The organism is Desulfovibrio sp. (assembly GCF_047607245.1).
Lineage (GTDB): Bacteria > Desulfobacterota > Desulfovibrionia > Desulfovibrionales > Desulfovibrionaceae > Desulfovibrio.
Genome location: NZ_JASGDK010000016.1, coordinates 1 through 17,116 on the forward strand (window position 1 = coordinate 1; position 17,116 = coordinate 17,116).

Sequence of the window (17,116 nt, forward strand, 5' to 3'; positions counted from 1 at the left end):
ACTGCCTGCCCTTGCTGGCGTCCGTCTTGGGCGACCAATACGGGGTGCAGGTGCGTATCGGCGGCAAGGAGGCATGCACCAACGGCAAGGTCATCCAATTGCCAGCCTTGCCCATGGATTGCGATCCGGAAATGTTGGCGCTGGCCAAAGGTTTTTGTGACCACGAGGCAGCCCATATCCGGCACACAGATTTTACTGTGCTGCAAGCCGCCAAACTTGATCCTGTGACCTTCAACCTGTTCAACTGCCTGGAGGACTGGCGCATTGAAAAGCAACTGTCGGCCATCTTCCCTGGTTGCCGCCACAACCTGAACTGGTTGATACGACGATTCTTTGTAGAGCAAGCACAGCCAATGACCGGGGGTGATTCCCCGGCCATTGCTGTTTTGGACTATGTGCTACTGACGGTGAGAGCCTGGGATGTAGAAGAGGTGAACAGGCCTCGCACGGCGGCGGCAGAGGTACTACGCCAGCACTTCTCCGGCCTGAAAGAATTGCTGGATGCAATTTTGATCAAGGTACGCATCCATTGCCCTGATACGGCCTCGACCATAGCCTATGCTCGGCAACTGGCACAAAGCATTCAGCAATGGGAACCGCAGCAGCAAGCAAAACACGGTGAAAATCATAAGCCAGATAATGGAGAAAAAGACAATGGGCACGAAACCCGGCGCAAGGGCCACGCATCCGGCGTAACGATGGGCATGGGAGATGCCGCTGACCACAGCGATTCCGCCTCACAAGTGGAACAAGAGGGCTCGTCTGCTTGTGCTTCTCAAACACAGCCGTCTGCAGCCCCCAGTAGGGCCAAGGATCAACTCTCAGCTCTGTTCCACGCCGAGGCGCAAGACTTGCCGCAAGCCTTGGGAGATATTCTTTCAGGGGCACTTACACGTTGTCAGGCAGAATCAGCAGCCGAAACGGTTACAGTCGCTGTTGAAGGCTTTCGACAGACTGGCGCATTGCCGGAAGCGCAAAGGCTGCAAGCGCTTCGAGCCAGCATCGCACTGCGAACTAGGCTCCAGGGCTTTCTGCAGGCGCAAACACAAAAACGGTGCAGCATCGGGCGGCGCGGGACCTTGCATACTGGTTCGCTCCATAGGCTGCAAACGGGCAATTCGCGCATCTTTCGCAGGGAGGCGGAGCAGGCGGGCCTCAACACCGCTGTGCATCTCCTGCTGGACGTCAGCGGCAGCATGTCCGGCGCTCCCATCGCCCTGGCAAGGCAGGCGTGCTTTGCTGTGGCAAAAGCACTGGAAAACATCAAAGGCGTAAACCCTGCGGTCACGGCCTTTCCGGCCTTGGCGTCCAGCAGTTCTGTGTTTCCCATTATGCAGCACGGCCAAAAAGCGCCGGACAGCTTTGACATCAACGCATCGGGCGGCACCCCTCTGGATGCGGCCCTGTGGTGGGTCATGCAGACCATGCTGCCCCTCAGGGAACAGCGAAAAATAATCCTGATCATTACCGATGGCGTACCCGACCAGCCCCAGGCGGCAGTACGAACTGTGCGTGTGGCTCAGAAGCTGGGCTTTGAGGTCTATGGGGTCGGCATCCGGGACGACCACATCGCCCAACTCCTGCCGCAGACCAGCCGGGTCATCAACGACCTGCCCGACCTGGCCCCCGCCATGCTTGGCCTGCTGCACAACGCGCTTGTGCAGGGAGGAGCGTCATGATGTTGCCCCCGGACTTTTGTCACTGGTACCCGTACCGGGCGCTCCGTGCAATTCTTACACCCAAACGGCGGCGCATCCCGCGCTGCTGATACCCAAGGAGCATATATGAACCCGTTGGCATGGATACCTGTGGCCATCGCTGTGCTGCAGGTCATCAAAGAAACCTGGGACGACTAACCACGAACAAGCACACAGGGGCGGGAGTGATCCCGCCTCCTGCATTTATGTAACTGAAAAGGAGAATATTCATGAGCAGTAAATGGACGTTATCGGCGGCATACTGGCTGGTGTCGCAGGGGTATTCACTGCGGCGGCGATTGCGGTGGGATTAGAAAGCCAGAAAAGCGGCAGTGACAATGCCATAGAAGAGCCGGAAAAACTGGCACTGCCTGAAAGCAACGGCAGGCAAGGGGCTACAGGCTAATCACAGGGCGGGGAATGGGGTTATCCGCTTTTCGCCCTTGTGGGCATATTTTTTCTACGGAGGAGCGTTCTCGTCAAACCTTGGACCACTATTTATCGAAGGAAATTTTTGAGATAAGTTCCTCATAAATTTGTTTTATTGAGAATTTATCCCCATATTGCCTCCCTGCCAGATTTTGAATCTCATGGCCAAAGACCTGTCTAAACATGTCAGTATGCATATTTCTGACTTTGAAAAAATTTGAAAATGAATGGCGGAGCGAATGGAAACTTTTTCCATCAGTGATTCTTTTTTCTTTCAGAAGCAATCCGAAATCTTTTCCAACCTGTTTGCCATATTTAGGCGATTTTTCTGTTTTCTTTAGGGATGAAAATAGTCTGAGTTGATGATTTTTTATTGCGTCATCGCGGTAGGATATAAGTCCATATTTTATCAATTCGTCATGTATTGGTATTTTTCGTTTCGCATTTTTTGTCTTCAATATTTTATCACATAGTCCATCTGTACTTTCTTCGCGAATATCAATTAAAAATATTCCACTCTCTTCATAGATATCCTCGCAATGGAGTTGACAGATTTCTTCAAGCCGCATTCCGGTATAAAGGGCGATCAAGGGAACCCAATAATAGGCGGGATTATTAAAAGCGCCCGGTTTATAGTCGCCATTAAAAAATACCAATTTTATATCGTCATCAGAAAGGGGAAGCCTCTTTTCTATATCCTGTTGTGTGTCTTTAATACCAAGGCCTTGCGCAGAATTCCGCTCAATTAAATTCTCACGCATAGCCCAGGTAAACATCCCGGAAATAGCTTCCACAGTTACATTAACACTCTTAATACTTAATTGCGTTTTATTTTTGTGTTTTTCAATAAAATCGTCTATAGAAAGTCCCGATTTATCAAGGTGCTCACGCCAGCGTGGCGGCAGTTTTTGAAGTGTATCTCTGAAGCTGCGCATGTCCTGCCTAGTAACTGAATTTATAGGTTTATCACCGATAATTCGTAATAGGCTCGTAACTCTGTTCTTATGGTCGGCAAGGGAGCGTTGGACCCATGCCCCGTCTTTAATTTTTATAATACAGTATTTTTCTATCAATTCACTGAGATAGAGAGCTGTTTCTTCAGCTGGCATTTCAATTTGTGGATATAGTGTATATTCTGCTTGATGGTAGGGTTGTTCGTATGAAAAATCTCCTCTGAGTCGTGCTGCCCTGATCTTTTCGAGGCTTATTTGCATAGCCAGATAACTTCTGGTGAGTCCATCTACATTGTCGCGGGAAACTTCTGAAGCATGAAGTACTCCGCTCTTAACAAGATCAAAGACGCAACGTTGAATATCGTTATCGAAATTATTTCCAGTGTTGAGATTGTGGAGCAGGCTTGACGCTATGCTATCGTTTACCTGTCCAAATCCACTTTTTCAACATTACCGTTTTCGTCTGCAATATGAATGATATCAGGCGGTTCAGGCGATACCGCTTCCTCATCAAGCTGATACTTTAAATATCCATTCAGCCGTTTACGAATATCAGAAGGGCTCAACTCCCGTTTGCCTGGTGCATCAAGGATTTTGTTCAATTCATTTTGAAGGAATTTGCGAAATTCCTCAATGCGTTTCATATTCTCATCAAAATCGCTATGCTCCGCCATCGTCCACCGCTCCAAAGATTCTATAGTCAAGGAATGTAGATAAGCAGCCATACGCGCTGCCTTGGATTGATAGGCCGTTCGCAGGCTGATTCGGATCTCTTTCGTTGGCCCCCCAGTAACAACTCGCTTGGGAAGCTTATAGCGATAGTAAAAAATCCTTCCCTTCAGGTAAAGGAAGGTTGGAGGTTGGGCAGGGGGGTGACGGCGTACTGCTGTAAGATTGGCGGGCATAATTGGGGTTCCTGTGACCCAGCGAGTGACCCAGTAAGGGGGGCGCATGGGGTAGGGGGCACCAACCCAAGAATTCTTATCAAGTCAGCCACAAAAAGAAAAAGGAATTGAACTTGTTAGCTCAATTCCTAAATTCGTGGTGCCGAGGGCGGGACTCGAACCCGCACGAGAATCCTCACTACCCCCTCAAGATAGCGTGTCTACCAGTTCCACCACCTCGGCGCGAAGCAATGTATTAGCGAATTGGTTTTGTCTTGGCAAGTGTTTTTTTAAAAAAAATTTCTGGGACTTGCGCTTACGAAGTGTTACGGGTAACTTCTGGCCCCTACTGGAGAGAGACTATGGACGAATTTGTACACAAATTTTTGAAGCACAACGGGCCGATACTGTGTCTTGATATAGGCAGCGGTACACAAGATGCTCTTTTGGCACGCCCTGGGCTGGAATGTGAAAACTGGCCAAGGTTCGTTCTTCCTGCTCCCGCCCGTATGGTGGCGCAGCGTATACGTGAACTGACTTTACTGCGCCGCGATATCTGGCTTTATGGCAATAATATGGGAGGCGGCTTCACACAGGCAATCAAAGAGCATCTGGCTGCTGGCTTCAAGGTCAGATCTACTCCAGCTGCTTCGCGAGGCATCCACGATAGTGAAGACGTTGTGCGCAAAATTGGTGTGGAGTTTGCCGCCAACTGTCCAGAGAACAGTGTTCCCATTTTTTTGTCGGACTACGCCCCGGATTTCTGGGCTGGCCTCTTACGCATATCTGGTCTGCCGCAGCCTCATCTGGTTTTGGCCGCGGCTCAGGATCACGGCTATCATGTTGGGGGCAACCGTCAGGCGAGAATGCGCATGTGGAGCCAGTTGTTGGCTTCTTCTGCCGATCCGGCCGAGTGGATATATTCCTCGCCGCCTCCCGCCCTGACCCGCTTGCTTCCGCTGCATGAAAAAACGGGTGGCCCTGTTGCAGATACAGGTACCAGCGCCCTGTTGGGCGCTTTGTGCGACGCTGAAGTTATGGAACGAAGCTTCCGTGAGGGGGTAACCGTCATTAACGTAGGTAATGGGCACACAGTGGCGGCCCTTCTCTATAAAGGGCTGGTGCGCGGTATATATGAGCACCATACTGGCATGCGGGATCTGGAGCAGCTGTTGCACGACCTGGAAGAGTTCCGCAAACACTGGCTGCCTGCCGAAGAAGTTCAGTCCACAGGTGGTCACGGCACGGCTTTTGGCCCTTATTGCGAAGAAGCCGGAGGGTACGAACCCACCTATATCACTGGGCCCAAGCGGGCTTTGTTGCAAGGATATGGGCGGTTTCTGGCGCCGCACGGCGATATGATGCTTGCAGGCAGTTTGGGATTGCTATGGGGCTGGGCGAGGCTGCACAGCAACTGACATGACGCTGTCTCTGAGCTAGAAATAACCTGAAGATTTTACCTTGTGCGTCAATGACAATATTAGTGAAGGCGAGGAAAGGGCATGGAAGTTTTTGATCCCGCAGAATTGTGGAGCCGGGAACGCATTGAAGAAACACAGCTTGTCCGGTTGAAAAATACGGTCGGGCAGGCGCGCAAGTGCGACTTTTATCGCCAGCGGCTTGATGAGGCCGGGATCGGCCCTGATTCTTTGCACAGCCTGGATGATTTGCGCCGCATCCCCTTCACTACCAAGGAAGATCTGCGTACCCAATATCCCACGGGTATGCTGTGCGTGCCGCAAACGGAAATCGTGCGCATGCACTGCTCCAGTGGAACCACAGGATCACCTGTGGCCATCTGTCACACGCAGAACGATATCAATTCATGGGCTGATCTTATGGCCCGCTGCATGCACATGGTTGGCGTGCGCCGCGAAGATGTTTTTCAGAATATGTCGGGCTACGGCCTGTTCACGGGGGGGCTTGGCATCCACTTTGGCGCTGAGCGTCTTGGGTGTCTGACCATTCCCGCAGGCGCGGGCAATTCCCGTCGGCAGATCAAGCTGGCCAAGGATTTCCGCACGACAGTCGCTCATATCTTGCCATCCTATGCGCTTATTCTCGGTGAACATCTGCGCAATATGGGCGAAGACCCGCGCGAATTTCCATTGCGCGTAGCCCTTGTAGGCGCAGAGCCCTACACCGAAGAGTTTCGCCGCCGCATTGAAGGCCTTTTTGACATGAAGGCCTACAATTCCTATGGATTGTCTGAAATGAACGGCCCAGGCGTGGCCTTTGAGTGTCTTGAGCAGAGTGGCATGCACTTGTGGGAAGATGCCTATATTCCAGAAATTATTGATCCTGAAACCGGCCAGCCGGTTCCTGACGGTGAAGTGGGCGAACTGGTCATGACGTGTCTTTGCCGTCAGGGGATGCCCATTTTGCGTTACCGCACTCGCGATCTCACCCGCTTTATTCCCGGTGAATGCGGCTGTGGTCGCCTGCACCGCCGCATGGACCGTATCCTTGGCCGTTCGGATGACATGTTTATCATCAAGGGCGTCAACATTTATCCAATGCAGGTAGAGCAGGTCATCATGACCTTCCCCGAAGTGGGCCAAAGCTACCTTATTCTGCTGGAAAATGACGGTATTGGCGATGTCATGCGTGTGCAAGTTGAAGTGCGGGATGAATTCTTTGTCGAAGACATGCGCGCATTGCAAAATCTGCAGAAAAGCATTGCCCAGCGCCTGCGTGATGAAATTCTTATTACGCCAAAGGTTGAACTTGTTCAGAGCAACAGCCTGCCGCGCACCGAGGGCAAAGCCGTGCGGCTGCAAGATATGCGTGCTAAAAAATAGGTCACATTATGGATTTTTTGCCTTTTCCCTTGGCTAGCCTGCTGGCGGGCGCATTCATTACATTGCTGTGCTTTGTGCTCGTGCTCAATGTTTTTGGCCTGCCCGCCAACTGGGTAATGCTGGGGCTGGTGGCCTTATGGAAAATGGCGCATCCTGCGTCAGAATCCATGAATATCTGGTTTTGGGTTATGATGGTGGGCTTGGCTCTTGTTGGTGAAGCGCTTGAGCTTGGCATGCAGATCATCAAGGCCAAACGATACGGATCCAGTTCTTCAGGAACTTTTGCAGGTATGATCGGCGCCATTGCAGGAGCCATTTTACTGGCACCGCTCTTTTTTGGCCTGGGGGCTCTTATTGGTGCTGTTGCTGGCGCATGGATAGGCTGCTTTATTATGGAAATGATCAAAGGCCGCCCACTTCGAGAATCACTTGATGCTGCTTTCGGGGCGATGGTTGGACGTTTTTTGGGTACTGTGTGCAAATGCGGAATTGGGGGAGCCATGCTGGCTCTAGCTGCCAGCCGTATCTGGCCGAAAGCTCCGGTTGAGATGCTGCCAGCAGTACCCGAAGGACCGCTTCAGCAGGTTATGGCCTTGGTGGGAGGTTTGTGCTGAAATGGCTTTTTTGCTTGATGGCCTTGATGTTGTTCTGGTCAAAACACGTTTTCCTGAAAATATAGGCATGGCGGCTAGGGCTTGCGTCAATATGGGGTGTTCATCCCTGCATCTTGTCGACCCAGAGCGATGGGACAGGGAAAAAGCCCGGCCCCTGGCTACGCCAAAGGGACAAGATTTACTGGATGGCGTGAATGTCTGTTCTGACTTGTCGCAAGCAGTCGCGCCTACTGCACTTGTAGTAGGAACCACTGCGCGCGTGGGTGGGTGGCGGCAGTCCTTACTTTCTCCTGGTCAGGCTGCCGAGGCAATTGCTGAAGTGCTGGCACGTGGCGAAAGAGTCGCACTGGTCTTTGGGCCTGAAGACAGGGGCCTGAACAATGAAGAAATCACCCATTGCCATAAACTCGTAACGATCCCCACTGATCCGGCAGCAAGCTCGCTTAACTTGGCTCAGGCCGTGCTGTTGCTTTTATACGAATGCGCCAATGCCGTACGCAACTGCCAGAAAAAAGAAAAAGGTACTTCGGGCGAGAATCGGGGTAGTGGCAAGTTGGCCACAGCTGCCGAGCAAGAGCGCCTGATGGAATCATTGAAAGATATGTTGCTGCGGCTTGATTACTTGCACGGCGATAACCCAGAGTATTTTCTTATGCCTTGGCGTCGTCTTTTTACCAGGGCAGAGTTACGAAGGCACGAGTATGACGCGCTGATGGGACTTTGCAGGCAGGTACGCCACAAGCTGGGTTGATCTGCAACCAGAGCGGACGGATTTTGAAGTACTTCACATTTCAAAATCGTCCCCTTGCTGAAAGATACAAATTTCGGCAAAATTCACGTCGCGTAGCGCCGTGCTGCTCGGAAGTGCAGGGTTAGAGTTTTTAGTTTTTTTAAGATTAAAACACTCTAACTACCCCAATCATATTATTCGTCGCGTCAGCTACGTCCGTAGTTTGCCCACGATAGAGGAAATTCCTCTGCCGTGGGTTTTTTGTATGTTTTTTTCTATCCTTTTGACTCTATTTCATATATTAAATACAGACCTCTATAATAAATTATTTCATGCCTCCGATATGGTATTAAAAGCCTACTGAATGAATGCCAGATAATGATGATAATCAAGTAAAAATGTTTGTCCTTATTGTATTAATTTATTCAATAGAACAAATCTATTAAATATATTTTGCGATGTGACCCGACGTGTTTCGGAAGTTTTTTACAGTTGTAAGGAACATAAGCAAACAAGCAAAAGACATGAGGAGTGGCTGATGCGTTTAACTCTGACTCATAAATATGTTGGTTCTCTTTTTGCGGCTCTCATAACATGCTGCGCCGTCGTATTATTTGTTTCAATATATTATATGAAGAAACCTATTGGTGAAGAGTTGAATCAAAGCATCCGACGTATGCAAAACGTGGTACAGCTAGCCAATGAGCTGACTAGCAACCGCTATGCGCAAAATGCCGCCCTCATTGCTGCGGATGAAACACTCGCTCGGGCTATGGCTGATAATAATCACTCCATAGTATTCAGTCTTTCTGAAAAAGCTATGAAGATGGCCGGATCGGATTTCATGTCTGTTACTGATGCCGCAGGAAAAGTCATTGCGCGCGGACATGCCGAAAGCAAATTTGGCGATAGTATCGCCAAGCAGGAGACTGTGGCCAAAGCCATGCAGGGCGCGCCCGCTCAGGCTGTCGTCACGGGGCCCCTCAATCCGTTTACCTTGCGTGCCTCACAGCCTGTGTTTTTTGAAGGTCGCCTGGTTGGCACTATTTCCATCGGTGTGTCGCTTACTACTCCTGACTATTTGGATTGGCTGAGCAAACTTGCTGGAGCCGATGTGAGCATTTTTAAAGGTGATACACGAGTCATGACTACAATTATGACTGATGGCAAACGTGCGGCAGGCACTGTGCTGGATTCTCCTCAGGTGCTCGATGCGGTGCTGAAAAAAGGTGAGTTGGTTTTTATACAAAATTCCATTCTCGGCGTTTCTTTTCAATCTGCATATTGGCCAGTAAAAGCGGCAGACGGTAAAATTGTGGGAATGTGGTTTGTAGGCTCGCCCATCAGTGAATTGAAGCGGCTTGAGAATCAGGGCATTCGCATGGCTGCAGGTACGGCTGCTGCCTTGCTGGTCGTGCAACTTTGTATTTCTGTGGTGGTAGGATTGCGTGTAAGTGCTCCGGTTCGCAAAATTACGCGGTATGCACTGGATGTTGCCGACGGCAAAAAAGATGTAACGCTTACGGTGCGCAGCGCAGATGATATGGGGCTGCTGGCTGATGCCCTGCGCTCTATGGAAAAGAATTTGCGCACTCTGGTTCTGGAAGCAGGCGAAAAGGCAAAAGAGGCCGAAATACTTGGTAGGGAAGCACAACAGGCCATGTCGGATGCTGAAGAAGCACGATCAAAGGCAGAGCAAGCGCGTCATGACGGCATAGCAAGTGCCGCCGCGCGTATTGAAGATGTTGCTGAAAAGCTTAATAGTTCTGTCACAGATATTGCCGAGCAGGTGGAAAATACCGATGCTGCTCTAAGCCAAGCTGTGAAGCGTCTTGCTGAAACAGCTGCTGCTATGGAAGAAATGAATTCCACTGTATTGGCCGTGGCCAAGAATGCAGGCGAGGCTGCTGATATTTCAGATGCTGCGCGTGAAAGGGCCGATACCGGAGCCCACGTTGTTTCACAGGCTGTGTCCAGCATACAGGAAGTGCAGCAACAGTCGTTGAGCCTTAAAAGTGGCATGGCAGAGCTTGATGAACATGCCAAGGCCATCAGCCGTATCATGGCGGTTATTTCAGATATTGCGGACCAGACAAACCTGTTGGCCCTTAACGCGGCCATTGAAGCCGCCCGAGCCGGGGATGCTGGCCGGGGATTTGCTGTTGTGGCTGATGAGGTTCGCAAGCTTGCGGAAAAAACGATGGCTTCTACCACTGATGTTGGTAATGCCATCACCGCCATTCAAAGCAGTGCGGTTCAAAGTATGCAACGTGTGGATCAAGCTGCGGCCAATATTTCCATCGCAACGGATTTTTCCAATAAATCTGGCCAGTCTCTTCAGGAAATCGTCAGCATGGTGGACAAAACGGCGAATGAAGTGCGTGCCATAGCTACCGCCAGTGAACAGCAGTCTGCAGTCAGCACTGAAATCAGTAAGTCCATCAATGACGTTAATTACATTGCGGGCAATACTTCGGATTCAATGAAAGTGGCACTGCATGAACTTGACGAATTACGGCTTCAGACAGATCGTCTTGTGAGATTGGTGGAAACCATGAAAAATTCATAAGTCGAAAGCTGCTTTGACGCACCATATACCATTCGGCGGCCTGGAATTTTCAGGTCGCCGCTTTTATTGCCTGCTATCACACAGCAAACAATGACAAATTTTGAGGAGCAAAAGCTTAAAAAATAGCTATGAATATTTGAAGAGGACAATAAAAATTATTTTTTTCACAAATGAGAAGATTTTGAATGATAATATAACTATCTGTAATTAAATAGTTTAATGATTGTGTGACAAATGCAAATTCTAGCTATCAAATATAAATAAATTTGTTTGTATTTTTAATTATTTGATATAATTAGTTAATTTAAAAAGTCAATGTTGAAGATGTTTCGATTATGTGAAAACTTGATTTGCATTCCACCTCTATTTGATTTTAAATTCATGCCGAAGAGCACTACATAGCATTGATTTCGATGTATCCGGGCTTGCCTGTACGAAGGTCGGTCGCGACTATCGGAATGAGGATGAAACGGTCATAAGGCGGGGGCCATTATGTCGGTTTTCGCTATGTGAAGCTGTAACCTGCCGCGTGGCAGGAGATCATATCAATGATGGTTATCTCGCTGAAATGTAACTTTTTGTTGAAGGAGGGAGCATGCGCATAACGCTCACACACAAGTATGTGGGTTCTCTGTTTGGAGCGTTGATTACCTGTTGTGGAGTAGTGCTCTTTGTTTCCATATACTTCATGAAGGTGCCGATTGAAGACGAGCTGGATAAGGGCATACGCCGTATGCAGAATGTCATCATGGAAGCCAACGAGATGACGCGTAACCGCTTTGCGCAAAGCGCGGCTCTCATCGCGGATGAGGATAATTTCGTTCGTGCCATTGCCGACAAAAATCATGAATTGTCTATGGAGCTCGGCAAGAAAGCTATGAAGATGGCTGGCTCTGATTTTATGACCATCACGGATGAGACCGGCAAAGTCATAGCACGCGGCCATTCCGATAAATACAATGACAGCGTTACCAATCAGGAAACAGTGGTCATGGCCCTCAAAGGGCAGCCTGCTGCAGCTGTGGTGGCGGGCACTGTGGTGCCCTTTACCATCAGGGCAAGCCAACCCGTAATGTATGAAGGGCGGGTAGTGGGCAGCATCTCTATTGGCACTTCGTTGGTTGCACCTGCCTATCTTGACTGGCTCAAACAGATGTCTGGTCTGAATGTCACCATTTTCAAGGGTGACACGCGAATCATGACCACCATCATGAAGGATGGCCAGCGCGCGGTAGGCACCAAACTTCAATCTCCTGAAATTATTGATGCCGTACTTAATAAGGGTGAAACCTGTTTTACCCACAACACTATTTTGGGTGTTGATTATAATTCGGCGTATTGGCCAGTTAAAGACGCAAATGGTCAGGCTATTGGCATGTGGTTTGTGGGTATGCCCATAGACGTGTTGCAGCAGCTTGAGCGCGAAGCCATTAACAAGGCCATCATGGTTGGTTGTGCTCTGTTGTTTGTGCAGCTTACCCTTTCAGTCATTCTTGGGCTTCGTATCAGTGCCCCCGTAGGTAAAATAACCCGCTATGCTTCGGGAGTAGCTGACGGCCAGAAAAATTTGAATCTTGATGTGTACAGCAAGGACGACATGGGCCAGCTGGCTGATGCTCTGCGCCATATGGAAGAAAATTTGCGCAAACTGGTTCAGGAGTCAGCTGAACAGGCCGAACAGGCCCGCCTGATGGGCGAAGAAGCTCATAAAGCAATGGAAGAGGCCAAACAGGCTCAAGCCCAGGCTGAAATAGCCAAACGTGATGGCATGGTAAGTGCCGCCGCCCAAATTGAGGGTGTGGTTGAAAGCCTTAATTCCTCCATCAATGATATTGCCGAGCAGGTGGACAACACCGGCGGCGCGTTAAGTCATGCTGTGTCCAGACTGGCTGAAACAGCTACTGCTATGGAAGAAATGAATTCCACGGTGCTTGAAGTTGCCCGAAATGCAGGGGGAGCAGCGGACGTTTCAGCTTCTGCCAAACTGAAAGCTCAGGCCGGCTCTGAAGTCGTATCCAAGGCAGTAAGCGGCATACAAGAAGTACAGCGGCAATCACTGGCACTCAAAGGCGGCATGACCCAACTTGACGAGCACGCAAAGGCCATCAACCAAATCATGAGCGTTATTTCTGATATTGCTGACCAGACCAACTTGCTGGCGCTCAACGCGGCCATTGAGGCCGCCAGAGCAGGCGATGCCGGACGAGGTTTTGCAGTGGTAGCCGACGAGGTTCGCAAGTTGGCTGAGAAGACAATGACCTCAACTATTGATGTAGGCAACGCCATTGCCTCCATTCAGCAAAGCGCCTCGCAAAGTATCAATGAAGTTGACCTTGCTGTGCGCAATATCGCTTCGGCAACGGATTTTTCCAATAAATCCGGAGAGGCTTTGCAGGAAATCGTGGTGATGGTGGATCAGACCGCCGACGAAGTGCGGGCCATCGCAACTGCCAGTGAGCAGCAGTCTGCCACCAGCGAGGAAATCAATCGGTCCATTGCTGATGTGAATCACATTGCCGCCACCACGGCAGAATCCATGCAGCTGGCTATGACTGAGCTGGAAGCTCTTCGCAAGCAGGCGCATAGCCTGGTGGAGCTCATAGAGCACATGAAGAGAGCATAAACGCAAGAACCAAGTGCAACAAAAAGCCCTCCCGACTTTGTCGGGAGGGTTTTTCAATTCAAGTAACTGGAAGAGGCGCGGTGGTTATTCGCCAGCTGACCTGTTCTAGACGTTGAACAAGAAGTGTACTACGTCTCCGTCTTTGACCACATATTCCTTGCCTTCAACTCGCAATACTCCGCTGGCACGGCACGCAGCTTCATTCTCGTGGCTCATATAGTCATTATAGGAGATGACTTCGGCACGAATGAACCCACGTTCAAAGTCAGTGTGAATGACTCCGGCTGCCTGAGGGGCCTTCCAGCCAACGTGTATGGTCCAGGCGCGCACTTCCTGAGGGCCTACGGTAAAGTAGCTGCACAGGCCAAGAGTTTCGTAGCCCGTGCGTATGATACGCACAAGGCCACTTTCTTCAATGCCATAGGAGGACAGCATTTCTGCCTGCTCCGCATCGGAAAGGCCTTGCAGCTCTTCTTCGAGCTTGGCGCAAATACAGGCAAAGCCCGCATGGCGCTCTGCGGCAAATGCTTTAAGTGTTTCTACAAAGGCATTGCCATCGGCCACAGCAGTTTCATCCACGTTGGCACAATAAATAACGGGTTTGGCTGTCAGCAGGCCCAGTTCACGCCAGGAAGTCATAAAGGCTTCGTTGCTGTCGGGCAGAGAAAAATTGCGGGCTGCGATGCCGTCATTAAGGTGGGCCAGCAGGGTCTGCATGATTTCTGCGGTCGCCTTGGCATCTTTATTGGTCTTGGCCATCTTTTGAAGGCGTTCCAGACGTTTTTCAACGCTTTGCAGGTCGGACAGCAGAAGTTCAGTTTCGATGGTGTCTACATCGCGCAGGGGATCAACATTGCCATCCACATGAGTGATGTTCTCATCTTCAAAGCAGCGCACCACGTGCACAATGGCCGCACATTCACGAATGTTGCCCAAAAACTGGTTGCCAAGTCCTTCGCCTTTGCTGGCGCCTCTGACAAGCCCGGCAATATCAATAAAATCCACGCTGGCATTGATGGTTTTTTGCGGCTTGGCTTTGTTGGTCAAGTCCTGCAAGCGCTTATCGGGTACTGCTACCGTAGCCTTATTGGGCTCGATGGTGCAGAACGGATAGTTGGCGGCCTGGGCGTTTTGGGCCTTGGTGAGGGCATTAAAAAGAGTGGACTTGCCCACGTTGGGCAGACCGACGATACCTATGCTAAGGGCCATGCTTTCTCCTGAATTGCGGCAAGCGCTCTTGCATTGAAAGGAATAACGAAGCCGCGCGGGCTGTTAGAGACCCGCGCAGCGAAATTTTAAGGCTTGAAAGCTCGGCAGCGTGTACCAAGCCGGGCCTGTTATAGACAGAAAGTGTAGCGGAAGCAAGAAAACTTACTGCAATCGGGTGTTCACAGTAGGCGTGACGCCTCCCTTGCCGCCGGGGGTCGGGTCACGCAGGAGCGGCAAAAGATCATCGGTGATGGGCACAGTACCCGAGCCCATAGCCAGAACTTCATTGCTGGTGGTGTGTATCAACCGGATGTTGAACCGCACCTGTTCGCCACTGACAACAAAGGTGCCAGCCATGATTGCCTGACTGGTTCCCACTCTGTTGGCCAGACGGTTAACATCCCGGGTGAGAATGAATTCACCCTTTTTTTTGTCAAAATAGATGTCACGGCCTTTGCGCAATTCCTGAAAACGGTAGCCAGCATCAATAAGCCAGCGCGACACTTCTTCCATCATCTGCCGCGCCAGGGGTGACGCTTCATTCAGATCATTAAGATTGGCTGGGGTGGTGCCCATAATCATTATATTGGCGCGAGCCATAGCCTGCTGTTCTTTTTTGCTTACCTGCGGGTCAGTTCCGGCATAACGCATCATTAATTGCTCATCCAGCTGGCGGGCTATTCTTGTGGCCGCAGTAGGCACGTTGCCAGCGGCTGCGGCAGTGAGCGGCAAAAGTAGTGCCACCAGAACGAGAATAATGGAAATAAAACGGCTCATGATGGTCCTCAACGCATGGTGCGCAGCAAAAGTTCAATGCCGCCCATTTCTTTTTCAATAACAGCCAGCTCCTCGGCAGAGCGGCAGGTGGAAAGCGCCTGAGCATAAGATTGCCGGGCCAATTCGTAACGTCCTTGATCGCGATACGCGCGGGCCTGTTTCAAGTATTTGGCGCTAATATCTGGCCCTTGATTGGTTGATTTGGCCGTTCGCGTAGCTTGGGCGGGTGCGCCATCATACGAAGAAATATTCTGGGCACTTGCCCGCAGTCCGTGTGAATTCAAAGTCAGGGCAGGCCCGGCGGTCAAAGCAAGAAAAACAATTATTACAAAGCGTAGGGTAGAGCACATGACTGCATCCGGCATTATTTGCCCTGTTTGATGTTAACGCTGCCGCTGGTGATGGAATTCGCCGGGGTATAGAGCGAAGGATAGAGGCCTCCGCGCTGCCCGGTGGGCTTTGCCGATGAAGCCGAAGCAACGCTTGAACTGGTACTCTGCACTGGGGCAGGTTTGGGCGCTGGCGGGTCTGTCTTGCCCATACGGGCCACAATGGGGGTATTCACCAGCACAAGTTGTCCCGTGCGCATAACGAGCCCGTCTGTGGCACGAACCAAGCGGGCGTTGACGAAGGTGGCATCCTTGTCCACATAGTATGTGCCAACTACCAACGCGGCCCATTTCTGACCTGCTGGAATGACGGCATTTTCTATGAGGGCCAGATCATCACGTCCGCCCACGACGGCGATATTTCCTGTCAGGCGATACTCGCGTGAAGGAAATCCACGCTGGTTGAATTCGTAAAACATCGCTTCGCCCATAAGTCTGCCCAGCGGAGAAGAGCGGGACGTATTGTTTTCATCCACAAAAGAGGTGGGCATGGCCACAATACCCTGCAAGGCGTCATTGGGCATGGTAGCAAGCATCTGGTCAGCCAGCTCACGAAATTTAAGCTTCAATTCCACGGCGTCAATATAGCCGGGATCATTAGGAGTAGCCGGCGCTTTAGAGCAGCCGGGCATCAAGGGCAACGCAAGGAAGCATATAAGTAGGAGACGCAATAACCTGTGCATAATAACCTCAGTAGTGTTCTATTGTACTTATCGGCTTCTGAGCGATAAACTTCAGTACATGGATATAAAAAGAGCATTTATCAGCTCCTTGTCGTCATGAAAAAATATGCAAAACGCGTTCCAGCGGCATAATTGGCTGTATACTTGGCTTGTGATCGGAAATAGCATACAAGACGCCCTTAACAGATATGGCGACACAGCGCCGCCAAGCTTTATTTATTGGGAGAAGGCATGCGCAAAAGCACCAGAGCGATACGCCTTGGCAGCGTGACTGTGGGCGGCGGTGCGCCCGTTGTGGTTCAGAGTATGACTAACACAGATACCCGCGATCCTGCGGCCACGCTGGAACAAATTGCCAGACTGGCGGCGCGGGGTTGCGAAATGGTACGTCTGGCCGTGCCCGATGAAGCCGCCGTGGCGGCTTTGCCTGCCATTCGCGCTGGCACGTCTTTACCCCTTATTGCTGATATTCACTTTGATCATCGCCTTGCAGTAGGCGCTCTGGAGGCGGGCTTTGAGGGGTTGCGCATCAATCCCGGCAATATCGGCCCCAAAGCTCATGTAGACACGGTTGTGGACGCGGCCAAGGCGCATGGCGCTGTTATCCGCGTGGGGGTCAATTCCGGTTCAGTTGAAAAAGACTTGCTGCGCAAGTACGGCAATCCTTGTCCCGAGGCTCTGGTTGAAAGCGCCCTCGGCCATGTGCGCCTGCTTGAAGCGCGCGGTTTTTACGATACCAAAATTTCTCTTAAGTCTTC

Annotated in this window: 15 protein-coding genes and 1 tRNA gene; 9 read left to right on the forward strand and 7 right to left on the reverse strand. The window is 50.7% G+C overall.

Going from position 1 to position 17,116, the window contains the following annotated elements; genetic code table 11:
• Positions 1–1,679 (forward strand): cobaltochelatase CobT-related protein (locus QM579_RS01475; protein WP_414997458.1); only part of this gene is annotated, 1,679 nt, incomplete at its 5' end.
• 259 nt (positions 1,680–1,938) lie between these two features.
• Complete coding sequence (locus tag QM579_RS01480) at positions 1,939–2,103, forward strand: hypothetical protein (RefSeq protein ID WP_414997459.1); 165 nt, start codon at positions 1,939–1,941, stop codon at positions 2,101–2,103.
• A gap of 88 nt (positions 2,104–2,191) precedes the next feature.
• Here QM579_RS01480 and QM579_RS01485 read toward each other — a convergent pair whose 3' ends face one another.
• From QM579_RS01485 to QM579_RS01495, 3 genes are all read right to left on the reverse strand, one after another.
• Positions 2,192–3,340 (reverse strand): tyrosine-type recombinase/integrase, encoded by a 1,149-nt coding sequence (locus tag QM579_RS01485; RefSeq protein WP_414997460.1) that lies wholly within the window; start codon positions 3,338–3,340, stop codon positions 2,192–2,194.
• A gap of 161 nt (positions 3,341–3,501) precedes the next feature.
• Positions 3,502–3,984 (reverse strand): DUF6538 domain-containing protein, encoded by a 483-nt coding sequence (locus QM579_RS01490; RefSeq protein WP_414997461.1) that lies wholly within the window; start codon positions 3,982–3,984, stop codon positions 3,502–3,504.
• A 137-nt stretch (positions 3,985–4,121) separates the two neighbouring features.
• A tRNA-Leu gene (locus QM579_RS01495) sits at positions 4,122–4,206 on the reverse strand.
• Positions 4,207–4,325: 119 nt separating this feature from the next.
• Here QM579_RS01495 and QM579_RS01500 point away from each other — a divergent pair.
• The 6 genes from QM579_RS01500 (at position 4,326) to QM579_RS01525 (ending at position 13,300) form a co-directional block, all read left to right on the forward strand.
• A complete protein-coding gene (locus QM579_RS01500) occupies positions 4,326–5,381 on the forward strand; it encodes a DUF1786 family protein (RefSeq protein WP_414997462.1) in 1,056 nt (351 codons plus the stop codon).
• Between the two features lie 84 nt (positions 5,382–5,465).
• Positions 5,466–6,764 carry a phenylacetate--CoA ligase family protein gene (locus QM579_RS01505; RefSeq protein WP_414997463.1) on the forward strand — a complete coding sequence of 433 codons (1,299 nt, stop codon included), beginning with the start codon at positions 5,466–5,468 and terminating at the stop codon, positions 6,762–6,764.
• A gap of 8 nt (positions 6,765–6,772) precedes the next feature.
• Positions 6,773–7,378, forward strand: coding sequence for a DUF456 domain-containing protein (locus QM579_RS01510; protein ID WP_414997464.1), 606 nt, complete (start codon positions 6,773–6,775; stop codon positions 7,376–7,378).
• 1 nt (position 7,379) lies between these two features.
• Positions 7,380–8,129 (forward strand): RNA methyltransferase, encoded by a 750-nt coding sequence (locus QM579_RS01515; protein ID WP_414997465.1) that lies wholly within the window; start codon positions 7,380–7,382, stop codon positions 8,127–8,129.
• A 610-nt stretch (positions 8,130–8,739) separates the two neighbouring features.
• Positions 8,740–10,677, forward strand: coding sequence for a methyl-accepting chemotaxis protein (locus QM579_RS01520; RefSeq protein WP_414997466.1), 1,938 nt, complete (start codon positions 8,740–8,742; stop codon positions 10,675–10,677).
• Between the two features lie 595 nt (positions 10,678–11,272).
• Positions 11,273–13,300 (forward strand): methyl-accepting chemotaxis protein, encoded by a 2,028-nt coding sequence (locus QM579_RS01525; protein ID WP_414997467.1) that lies wholly within the window; start codon positions 11,273–11,275, stop codon positions 13,298–13,300.
• 105 nt (positions 13,301–13,405) lie between these two features.
• Here the strand turns inward: QM579_RS01525 and ychF are convergent, their stop codons facing one another.
• The 4 genes from ychF to QM579_RS01545 all read right to left on the reverse strand — a co-directional run bounded on the left by ychF (position 13,406) and on the right by QM579_RS01545 (position 16,250).
• Positions 13,406–14,509, reverse strand: a complete 1,104-nt coding sequence (gene ychF, locus QM579_RS01530; protein ID WP_414997468.1) for a redox-regulated ATPase YchF — start codon at positions 14,507–14,509, stop codon at positions 13,406–13,408.
• A gap of 162 nt (positions 14,510–14,671) precedes the next feature.
• Positions 14,672–15,286 carry a FlgO family outer membrane protein gene (locus QM579_RS01535; protein WP_414997469.1) on the reverse strand — a complete coding sequence of 205 codons (615 nt, stop codon included), beginning with the start codon at positions 15,284–15,286 and terminating at the stop codon, positions 14,672–14,674.
• A gap of 8 nt (positions 15,287–15,294) precedes the next feature.
• Entirely contained in the window at positions 15,295–15,636 is a 342-nt protein-coding gene (locus tag QM579_RS01540) for a hypothetical protein (RefSeq protein ID WP_414997470.1), read from the reverse strand.
• A gap of 14 nt (positions 15,637–15,650) precedes the next feature.
• A complete protein-coding gene (locus QM579_RS01545; RefSeq protein ID WP_414997471.1) occupies positions 15,651–16,250 on the reverse strand; it encodes a FlgO family outer membrane protein in 600 nt (199 codons plus the stop codon).
• A gap of 339 nt (positions 16,251–16,589) precedes the next feature.
• Here QM579_RS01545 and QM579_RS01550 point away from each other — a divergent pair.
• On the forward strand, positions 16,590–17,116 hold a 527-nt coding region (locus QM579_RS01550), incomplete at its 3' end, for a flavodoxin-dependent (E)-4-hydroxy-3-methylbut-2-enyl-diphosphate synthase (RefSeq protein ID WP_414997472.1).